This is a genomic window from Mesorhizobium sp. (assembly GCF_041661565.1).
GTDB lineage: Bacteria > Pseudomonadota > Alphaproteobacteria > Rhizobiales > Rhizobiaceae > Mesorhizobium.
Map to the genome: position 1 here is coordinate 1 of NZ_JBAZUD010000170.1, position 10,051 is coordinate 10,051.

11 protein-coding genes are annotated in these 10,051 nt (G+C 66.5%); 1 reads left to right on the forward strand and 10 read right to left on the reverse strand.

Going from position 1 to position 10,051, the window contains the following annotated elements; all coding sequences use genetic code 11:
* Positions 1–238: 238 nt before the first annotated feature.
* The 10 genes from WC739_RS22350 to WC739_RS22395 all read right to left on the reverse strand — a co-directional run bounded on the left by WC739_RS22350 (position 239) and on the right by WC739_RS22395 (position 6,819).
* On the reverse strand, positions 239–1,567 hold the full coding sequence (locus WC739_RS22350; RefSeq protein WP_372955170.1) for a cation:proton antiporter: 1,329 nt from the start codon (positions 1,565–1,567) through the stop codon (positions 239–241).
* 78 nt (positions 1,568–1,645) lie between these two features.
* Entirely contained in the window at positions 1,646–1,795 is a 150-nt protein-coding gene (locus WC739_RS22355; protein WP_372955171.1) for a hypothetical protein, read from the reverse strand.
* Between the two features lie 45 nt (positions 1,796–1,840).
* Entirely contained in the window at positions 1,841–2,164 is a 324-nt protein-coding gene (locus WC739_RS22360) for a DUF2934 domain-containing protein (protein ID WP_372955172.1), read from the reverse strand.
* A 143-nt stretch (positions 2,165–2,307) separates the two neighbouring features.
* The gene (locus WC739_RS22365; RefSeq protein WP_372955173.1) at positions 2,308–2,547 is read right to left on the reverse strand and encodes a hypothetical protein; all 240 of its coding nucleotides are present in this window, start codon (positions 2,545–2,547) and stop codon (positions 2,308–2,310) included.
* Between the two features lie 300 nt (positions 2,548–2,847).
* Positions 2,848–3,480, reverse strand: a complete 633-nt coding sequence (locus tag WC739_RS22370) for a BA14K family protein (RefSeq protein ID WP_372955174.1) — start codon at positions 3,478–3,480, stop codon at positions 2,848–2,850.
* A gap of 105 nt (positions 3,481–3,585) precedes the next feature.
* A complete protein-coding gene (locus WC739_RS22375) occupies positions 3,586–4,110 on the reverse strand; it encodes a DoxX family protein (protein WP_372955175.1) in 525 nt (174 codons plus the stop codon).
* A 539-nt stretch (positions 4,111–4,649) separates the two neighbouring features.
* On the reverse strand, positions 4,650–5,129 hold the full coding sequence (locus tag WC739_RS22380; RefSeq protein ID WP_372955176.1) for a tetratricopeptide repeat protein: 480 nt from the start codon (positions 5,127–5,129) through the stop codon (positions 4,650–4,652).
* A gap of 31 nt (positions 5,130–5,160) precedes the next feature.
* On the reverse strand, positions 5,161–6,132 hold the full coding sequence (locus tag WC739_RS22385) for an MBL fold metallo-hydrolase (RefSeq protein ID WP_372955177.1): 972 nt from the start codon (positions 6,130–6,132) through the stop codon (positions 5,161–5,163).
* A 173-nt stretch (positions 6,133–6,305) separates the two neighbouring features.
* Positions 6,306–6,527, reverse strand: coding sequence for a DUF680 domain-containing protein (locus tag WC739_RS22390; protein WP_372955178.1), 222 nt, complete (start codon positions 6,525–6,527; stop codon positions 6,306–6,308).
* A 49-nt stretch (positions 6,528–6,576) separates the two neighbouring features.
* Positions 6,577–6,819 (reverse strand): DUF680 domain-containing protein, encoded by a 243-nt coding sequence (locus WC739_RS22395; RefSeq protein WP_372955179.1) that lies wholly within the window; start codon positions 6,817–6,819, stop codon positions 6,577–6,579.
* A 315-nt stretch (positions 6,820–7,134) separates the two neighbouring features.
* On the opposite strand from WC739_RS22395, the gene WC739_RS22400 reads away from it, so the two are divergent.
* Positions 7,135–10,051 (forward strand): amino acid adenylation domain-containing protein (locus WC739_RS22400; RefSeq protein ID WP_372955180.1); only part of this gene is annotated, 2,917 nt, incomplete at its 3' end.

The window sequence follows — 10,051 nt, forward strand, 5'->3', positions numbered from 1 at the left end:
CGCCTGATGTCGCGCGGCGTGACCTTACGCGCGCTCATGCGGCACCTTATCGGCTGACGGCTGGGTGTGGATCATGGCGGCCATGTCCTCCATCGGGTTGGACCAGGCTTTCCATATATCGCCCGGCTTCGATCCTGACAGGGTGGCGCGACAGATCGGTGGGCCGGCCATGTTCGGATTTTTAAGCCAGGCTCCGGCAAGTCCCTCCTACCGGACCGGCCGATCTGACGAGCCCCCCTCACCCGCGCGCGCCGACACCCTCGTCCTCCTGCTCCTGGCGCTCCGCCTTCCCCGCCTCGTGCTCGTCGGGGTCGCGGCCCTGGCTGCGGTCGAGCCGGCGCATGATCGGCGTGACGGTCAGGCCGTGCATCAGGATCGACAACAGGATCGTCAGGCCGACCACCGCCCACAGCCGGTCGGCGCCGGGATCGGCTTTCATATGGTTCAGCCCGTAGGCGAGATAGTAGATCGAGCCGACGCCGCGTATGCCGAAAAAGGCCAGGATCAGCCGCTCGCGCAGATTGGTGCGGTGGCCGATCAGCCCGATCAGGCCGGACACCGGCCGGATCACCAGCAGGATGGCCGCCACGGCGGCGACGTCGGTCCAGGTCAGCGAGGCGAGCAGCCCCTCGACGATTGAGCCGCCGAGCAGGATCAGCAGCACCATCATCGCGATGCGCTCGATCTGCTCGGTCAGCTGGTGCATGTCGAGCTGGAAATCATGGTCGCGGTGCGCGTGGCGAAAGGTCAGCGCGGTCACGAACACCGCCAGGAAACCATAGGAATGGACGATCTCGGTCAGCCCGTAGGAGACGAAGGTGGCCGACACGGCGATCAGCCCGTCGCCGGTTTTGGCCAGCTTGGTCTTGGCAGGCACGTGGAAGGTCAGCCAGCCGAAGGCGCGCCCGACCAGGTAGCCCCCGGCCACGCCGGCGCCGATCTCCCAGACGACATTGTAGGACAGCCAATGCGCCAGCCACGGCTCGCCGGTTGCCGCCACGGCCGACAGCAGGATCGCCAGATGCACGAAGGGGAAGGCGAAGCCGTCATTGAGGCCGGCCTCCGAGGTCAGGCCGAAGCGCACCTCGTCCTCCTGGCCCGATTGCGGCGGCCCGACCTGGACGTCGGCGGCCAGCACCGGGTCGGTCGGCGCCAGTGCCGCACCCAGCAGCAGCGCGGTTGCCCAGGACAGGCCGATCCACCATCCGCCGAGCGCGGTGATGGCGAGGATGCTGAGCGGCATGGTGATGGCGATCAGCCGCCAGGCGACCGACCAGCTGCGGAAGCCGAACACACGGTCGATCTTGAGGCCCGCCCCCATCAGCGCGATGATCACCACGAATTCGGAGAAGCGCTCGGTGACTTCGGGATAGGCCATCGGCAGCGGGCTGAGCGTGACCTGCGGCAGCGAGAAGATCGCCATGCCGAGCGCGATGCACACGATCGGCAGCGACAGCGGCAGCCGCTTGAGGGCAAGCGGCAGCCAGGCGACAAGCGCGATGAGGAACCCCGCGCCGAGCAGGATCAGGATGTAGGGATCGGGCGCCAGGGCCGGGAGAAGGTTCATGCCCTACAACGACATCGTCGTAGCGAAAAATCCAGCGGCAATCGGGCACCAGGCAGGCGTCCCTCCCCAGCTCGTTCCTCAATGCCGCTTGAAATACTGCACTTCCTTCTCATGCTTCTCGGCCGCCTCGCGGTTGTCGAACGTGCCGAGGTTGCGCCTCTTTCCGGTCTTCTCGTCCTTCTTGCGCGAATAGAGCCGGTATTTCCCGTCCTTGAGCTTGCGGATCATCTCGCTCTCCTCTTGTCAGGGTTGGCATCGGGGCTTTGGCGCCGATCAGGATCTGCGCCTTGTCTTGAGCGTGCGCGCGGCCTGCTCGGTGGCGACGCGGTCGCTGCCCAGCCTGTCGACCAGCTCCTGCGCCTCGTCGCCCGATATGCCGGTGCGCATGGCCAGCGCCTCGACTTCCTGCACGTCGGAGGCGGCGATCTCACCGGTCTCAGGCAGCGCGTCGTCCGCCGTCAGCGGCAGCGCGGATTCCCTGTCGATCTCCATCGCGGCCTGGTGCCAGTGTCGCTCGTCGCTGCCATGGGCGCCGCCTTCGCGCTGCCAGATTTCATAGGCGCGGTCACGGATCTTGTCGCTGCGGTCGTCGGTCATGTCATGTCCTCTGTTGGGGTGAGGCATGAACGTCGATCCCTTGCGAATGATCCAAAAATTTTGCGTGATCGGCGCAGCGCGGTCGATCCAGGCGGCGGGGGTGGCCGCCGCCTGGATGCCGGCCTCAGGCACGTCCGCTGAGATCAGCGGCCCCAGATGCCCTGGCCGGAATCGGCCGGCATGCCGGCATGCGCGCCCATCGCGCCGTTGATGCTCGTGGTGACGCTCGGGTCGACCGCCTGGGCGTCGCCCAAAAGCATCGCATGGCTGGTCGGATAGCTGCCCGCGGCAGGCACGAAATCCGCGTTGAAGTGGTCGCTGCCGGCAACGGCCATGCCGGAGGCAAGCAGCAACGAGGCAAGGGTGAGTGCAGTTCTCTTCATGTCAGTGTTCCATCTTTTCAAAGTTCATCTGGCCTCCACGCGCCGCCCGCGTCGCGTTGCTGAGACCGTGCTTGTTGCTCTTCGGGCGAAGCCGGCCGGCCGCGACCCTCGCGGGGTCCTTGCGGCGGCATGCTGTCAGCGCACGACCGTCTCGGTTCGTTGTCGCGCTGTTGGCGGCTTCAATAGGGGCGTGGTGTTTGTGTGGGAGCCGGCGTGGTGGGAAGCGGTGTAAAGACGCACTCCGGCGTGGAATGCACCCGCATCGGCACGAAGGAAGTCAGCGCCGGTCAGGCGCCTGCGCTATTCGCACTGGCGCCGCGGACCGCCGGAAAAGGGCTGGTAGCTGTTGTCTTCCGGCCGGTAGGAGCGATAGCGGCCAAGGCAGGATTCGACATGGCCGGCCGACAGGTCGGTGGCCGCCACCATGCTGTCCGTTTCCGCCGCGGCCGTCTCGACATAGCCGACCTCGGTGGCGGACTGGACGGCCGTGTCGGCGCGAATGATGTCGCCATTGTCATTGGCCGCGAGATAGGGCGAGACGCAGGGGCGCTGCTGTCCGCCATAGGACCGGTAGCTGTTGTCCTCGGGGTTGTAGGAGCGGTAGCGGTCGGCGCACCAGCTGACATGCTCGGCCGGAAGCGCCGGCTGCGCCTGCGCCTCGGCCACCACGGCCACCGCGGTCTCTGGGCGCGGCGCCTGCGCTCGCGCGGCGGCATCGGGCGCGGCCGGCGGGGCGGCGGGCACGCGTTCGAGCGTGAGCGACGCCTTGTCCACCTTGCGGACATCCCTGGTCCACAGGTCGGCAACGCTCGCGGCACGCGCCCGGGGCTGAGCCGGGGTCGCGGCGACCAGCCATGCCGCGAACGACACGCCGACGGCCAGCATCGACAGGCTGAGCACCAAGCTGCCGACCATCCCCAACACCGTTTTCATCCCACACTCCTCGAGCCCATCTGGGTCATAGAATGCGGAGCGCGGGCGCTTGTTCCACGACGGCTGACAGGCGGCGGCCGGGTGATGCCCGGCCGCCACATCAGCTCAGACCGGCAGCTTCACCTCGCCCACCCAGGCGTGGCTCTCCACCGCCTGCAGCGCCGCCAGCATCTCCCTGTCGCGCCGGCGCTTTTGCAGATAGGCGACCACCAGCCGGTCCAGCGAGAGCCGACCCGCACTGGCGACGGTCAGCACGAACATGCCGCCCGCTATGGCGAGGTCCTTTTCGAAATGCAGCAGTTCGTTCTGGCTGGCGAAATCCGTGTGGAACAGCATGGCCGTCGCCAGGCAGAACAGGCCGAGCCCGATGGCGCCAAGCCGCGTCAGCAGGCCGGTTGCAATGGCGAGTCCTGCCCCGAGCTGCAGCGCCAGAGTGGCAACGAACAGCGGCAGGCCGACGCCCTGGGCCGCCATCGCCCTGGCGGCGGCGTCGAAATGGGTGGCGAGCGTCACGCCTTCATGCAGGAAGAGGATGGACAGCAGCAGCCGGCCGGCGAGCAGGGCTGCGTCCCTGATGTGGTATTTCGTGGCGAGGCCGGTGAGCTTCGCGTCGATTTCGGTGAGTGTCATGGGTCAGCCTCCAATTTCTAGCACAGGCAGGCGCCGCGCACCCAGTGGGACGCGCGAGAACGGCGCTGCGATGTCGATTGTTCAAAAAGGCCGGAGCCGGTCTGAGGGAGAGGTGCCGGCTCCCGCAATGGGCGCCAGCCACAAGCGCCCGAGCTACGGTTCACTTCGGGTTGAGGTCGGCGCCCCCTCCTTCTCGGCTTCGCCCAGCCACCTCTGCCCACCCCGTGACTGATCAGTCCAAGGCTTGATTGCCACGTGGTTCCCCCAATCCGTCGCTGCTTCGCAGCGCCACCTTTCCCCCCTCCGGAGGGAAAGGAAGGGAGCCTCGCTGGACGCGTGTTGACGGCAAAAAGCCTGGCGCCTTTCCTCTCCCCCGTCGATCGGGGGGTCCGAAGGACGGGCGAGACCCGTGGCTCGCCCCGGCAAGGTGGCTCGGCGAAGCCGAGACGGAGTGGGGGTCGACCGACGCAGCATAAGACAATGCATGGGCAAGCTCATGCCCGTCACCACGTCCGTGGGGAGAAGGACGGGTCACGACCTTACTGCGTCACCTTGGTGTCGATCGCCTTTTGCAGGTCGGCGAGTTCCTCGCAGCCAGCCGGGCAGAGCTTCTGCAGCGAAGCCAGCTGCTCGTTGGCCTTGGCCATGTCGCCGGTCTCGACATAGAGCTCGCCCAGATATTCGCGGGCGGCCTTGTGGTCGGGCTTCAGCTCCAGCGCCTTGTTGTAATAGGTCAGCGCGGTGGCGAAGTCGCCGGTCTTGCGCAGCGTGAAGCCGAGCAGGTTGTAGACGTCGGGCTGCTGGTTGTCCTGCGCGAGGTCACGCAGGTCGGCCAGTGCGCCCTTGTAGTCCTTGGCGGCGATCTTGGCCTGGACGGCGGTCAGGTCGGGCGCGTCCGCGCCCTCGATGTCGTCCACCGCATAGGCCGGCATTATGGTGGCGACGGGAACCACGGTCAGCACGGCGACGGCGCCGAGCAGGCCGTAAAGGGCATGCTTGCCCAGATAGGATTGTTTCATTGTCTGTCTCGCTTTGTTTGGATTGCCGCGTTCAGATCTGAACCGGTGTGAAGCCGTAGGCATTGCCGTCCTTGACGAAGACGCCGGTGCCCGGGAACGGGAAATGCGATCCGGAAATGCGGATGTTGTCCGCGATCACCCGGTCGATGATCTTGTGGCGCGTGGTGATCGCCGTCGGCCCATCCTGGTCGTAGCTGCCCCGCCATTCCGGATGCGGCGCCAGCAGTGCCGGCACATACATGGTGTCGGCCGAGATCATCAGCTGTTCCTTGCCGGAATTGGCGAGGTACACTGAATGGCCGGGCGTGTGGCCTGGCGCGGCGATGACCTGGATGCCGGGCGCCACCTCGGCGCCATCCTTGACCAGCTTCCAGTTCTTCCATTTCGGGAAGTTGTCGGCGATGCGCTTGCCCGCCGGCTTGCGGCCTTCCGGCAGCTTGGCCAACCGGCCGGGGTCCGTCCACCAATTGTATTCGGTTGCGTTGACGATCAGCTCGGCATTCGGGAACACCGGCGCGTTGCTGCCCTTCTCCATCAGGCCCCAGACATGGTCGGGGTGGAAATGCGAGATCATGATGGTGTCGATCGCCTTGTAGTCGATGCCGGCGGCGGCCATGTTGGCCGGCAGATGCGTGGCGTTTGTCTGCCACTGGCCGACGCCCGAGCCGGCATCCATCATGATCAGCTTGCCGTTCATCTTGAGCACGACGACGGTGAGCGGGATCGGCATGAAGTCGGTGGTCAGCCCCGCCTTGGCGAGTGCCGCCTTGGTGTCGTCGACCGAGGCGTTGGCGATGAAGGCCGGGTCGTGCGGCTTCTTCCAGATGCCGTCATAGATGGCGGTCACCTCGATGTCGCCGACCGTGTATTTGTAGAAGCCGACGGACGGCTCCACCGGCGTCTGCGCGAAGGCGGGCCGGGTAAATTCAAGCTTGCCGGCAAGGCCGAAGGCGGCCGCTGCGGCGGCCGATTGAAGCACTGTGCGGCGTGTCATGCTGAACATGGTGGTCTCCTGTGGGTTGGGTGTGGCTTAGGGTCGCGAAAAGGCCAGGTCCCGGCGGCCAGGCGTCAGCCGGCCAGCCGGGGAAAGAGATGACGGAGGGCCGAAGCCCTGGCCCTCCGTCCCGACGCGGTCGGGGTCGGCGCCGTCGGGATTCGGCGCCGAAGCCCGCGAACTCAGTTGCCCCAGATGCCCTGGCCTGGTTCGTCCGCGTCGGATGTCACCGTCGTCTTCATGCCGTGCCCGGGCATGTCTGGCTTGGCGATGGAAGCGGTGCGGGTGGTGTCGACCGTGGCTGCCGCCGGCCTGGCGGGTTCCTGGCCGAAATGGTCGCTGCCGGCAAAGGCGCCGGTGGTGGCGAGGAGGATGGCGGCGGCGGTGAGAGCGATGTTTTTCATGTCGATGGTTCCTGTTTGTTGAAGGATTGCTTGAAGATCGGGGGCGCGCTCAGCGGCCCCAGTTGCTGTCGCGATTGTGCTCGGCGATGATGTCCTGCACCGAGACCTGGCTCGGTCCGGTCGTCACCTTGGCGTCGACGCCATTCTGCTGGGCCGTATAGGGGATCGAGGCCGTCGCATTGGTGTCGACGGCAGGCTGGTTGGCATTGTCGGCGCCGTAATGGTCGCTGCCGGCAAACGCGGCACTCGAGGCAAGCAACATCGCAGCCACGCTGAGAGCGAGCTTGTTCATTTTGATAGGTCCTTGTTTCGTTTCTTCGGGTCGCGGGCCGGTTTGGCCCCGCTGTAGTGAAGACCCGGAAGGCCCGCGCTTTATTCCCGGCGGCTGCGAGATTTATTCTGCACGGGCCGATCCGAGGCGCTGGGACCGCGCGAAACCGGGATTTTCCCCGCCTCCAGACACACTTCAGAAACAAGATTCAACAGTTCGGAAAAACTGCCGAAAAGATCGGATGGCATAACCATCCCGAACAGCGCGACCCAGCCAGGGCAACCAGGCCGGGCGCGTCATGCCGTTCAAGGCTTCGCAGGACCGGAAAGTTTGGACATGGATCACGGTGTCGACATCGCCGCACTCGAGCGGGACACGGCGGGACCGGGCGGCGAGCCCGAAACCGGGCTGGCCGGACATGGGCTGAGCGGAGATGGTTTGCCAGGCGTCGACGCGCTCATGAGAAGCGCCCGGCGTTCGCTCGCCGCGCACGGCCAGGTGCTGACCGGAGCCGACTTCGCCCGCGCGGGCCGGCCCGACGAGCGGCTCGACAAGGTCTTCGAGCAGCTCGCCCAGACATTCGCCGCCTTGCCGGCGGTGATCTCCGAGGGACGCGCCTGGACCTATCAGGAGCTCGACCGGCGCGCCAACCAGTTCGCCCGCCTGCTGGGCAAGCGCGGCGTGCGGCCGGGCCACCGGGTCGGGCTCATCCTCGACCGCTCGGCGGAAACCTATGTCGCCCTGCTCGGCGTGATCAAGGCCGGCGCGGCCTTCGTGCCGCTGGCCACGGCCTTCCCGCGCGAGCGCATGGAGCTGATCATCGACGACGCCGGCGTCAGCATGATCGTCACCATCGCCGCCTACGCGTCGCGTGCCGGCCAGCTGGCGGTTCCGCATCTGCTCATCGACAGCGCCGCCGCCGAGATCTCCGCCCAGTCCGACGCACCGCTGAAGCCGCACAAGGCGCCGGCCAACGCTGCGGCCGACGACATCTGCTACATCCTCTACACGTCGGGCACGACAGGCAGGCCCAAGGGCGTCGCCGTGCGCCACCAGAGCTTCGTCAACTTCATCCGGGTCGCCGCCGCCTCCTACGGCTACCAGCCGGGCGACCGCGTCTACCAGGGCATGACCATTGCCTTCGACTTTTCCTCCGAGGAGATCTGGGTGCCGTTCGTCGCCGGCGCGACCGTGGTGCCGGCGCCCGGTCAACTGCCGCTGGTCGGCGAGGAGCTGGCGGATTTCCTGCGCCAGCACGCCATCACTTGCATGGCCTGCAGCCCGACCCTGCTGTCGTCGATCACATCGGAAGTGCCCAGCCTGCGCACGCTGCTGGTCGGCGGCGAGGCCTGCCCGCACAATCTGGTCGTGCGCTGGTCGAGGCCCGGCCGCAAGATCCTCAACACCTATGGCCCGACCGAAGCCACCGTCACGGCAACCATGGGCGAACTGACGCCCGGTCGGCCGGTGACCATCGGCGCGCCGCTGCCCACCTACTCCATCGTCATTCTCGACCCGTCGCTGCCGCAGCTTGCCGAGCCCGGCGAACTGGGCGAGATCGGCATTGCCGGCATCGGCCTGGCCGTCGGCTATCTCAACCGGCCCGACCTGACGGAGCAGAAATTCATCTCCGATTTCATCGGCCTGCCTAACAACCCGTCGAAGCGCATCTACCGAACCGGCGACCTCGGCCGCATCAACGACGACGGCGAGATTGAATATGCCGGCCGCATCGACACCCAGGTGAAGATCCGCGGCTACCGCATTGAGCTCGGCGAGATCGAGGCGGTTCTGCTCGACCAGCCCGAGATCGCCCAGGCCGCGGTCACCACCTGGGAGATCGAGCCCGGCCGCGTCGAGCTCGTCGCCTATTACGCCGCCAAATCAGGCCAGCCGGCGATCGCGCGCGCCGATATCGCCAAGGTGATGAAGCGGCGCCTGCCCGACTACATGGTGCCCTCCTATCTGGAGGAACTGCCCGCCATCCCGATGACGGTCTCCAACAAGGTCGACCTTCGCCAGTTGCCGAGGCCGACCAGCGTCCGGCTTTCGGGCGACCGCGCCATGGTGGCGCCCCGCACCGACGACGAGCGCTTCCTGGCCGCCGCGCTGGCCGAGGTGCTGAAATTCGAGGAAGTGTCCGTCGAGGACAATTTCTTCGACGATCTCGGCGCCAACTCGCTGCTCATGGCTCATTTCTGCGCGCGGGTGCGAACCCGCACGGAATGGGCGACGACGTCGATGCGTGACATCTATCTCTATCCGACCGTGGCGCGCCTGGCCGAGCATCTGGGCATGGCGGACGCCATGACGACGGCCACCTATGAGCCCGTCCTCACCCGCCGGGCCTCGAATTTGGCCTATTGGACCTGCGGCGTCGCGCAGCTCATGTTCTATGGCGTCTACAGCTATCTGGGCCTGTGGGCGTTCAACATCGGCCTCAACTGGATGTATGAGGCGCTCGACGATCCGCTGCAGCTGTACCTGCGCTGCGTCGCGCTGTCGGCCGGCGTCTTCTTCGGCATGACCGGCTTCGCCGTGCTTGCCAAATGGGTGCTGATCGGCCGCTGGAAGGCCGAAGCGTTCCCCATCTGGGGCCTGCGTTATTACCGCTTCTGGGTCGTCAAGACGCTGATCCGCACCGCGCCCGTCGTGCTGTTCCGGGGCAGCCCGCTCTATAGCCTCTATCTCAGGCTGCTCGGCACCAGGCTCGGCCACAACGCGGTCATCGAGTCGCGTTCCATCCCCGTCTGCACCGATCTGATCTCGATCGGCGCCAACACCATCCTGCGCAAGGAATCGATGATCCTCGGCTACCGGGCGCAGGCCGGCTACATCCACACCGGACCGCTGACCATCGGTCGCGACGCCTTCGTCGGCGTCGGCTCGACGCTCGACATCGACACCTCGATCGGCGACGGCGGCCAGCTCGGCCATTCGTCCTCGCTGCAGCGCGGGCAAAGCATCCCGGATGGCGAGCACTGGCATGGATCGCCGGCCGTGCCGACCACGGCGGACTATTGCAAGGTGCGCAATGCGAACCCCTACGAGGTCCGGCGCTTCCTCTATGAAGCCGTTCAGCTGTTGCTGCTGTTCGCCGTCATCACCCCGCTGCCGCTGCTGTTCCACTCCTATTGGGAAAATCTCGGCGACGACTACCAGGAGACGATCGGCCTCGTCGCCATCGGCACCACGGTCACGCTTTTCGGCTACATCGCCGTGGCCTTCCTCGCCGCGACGCTGGTGCCTCGCC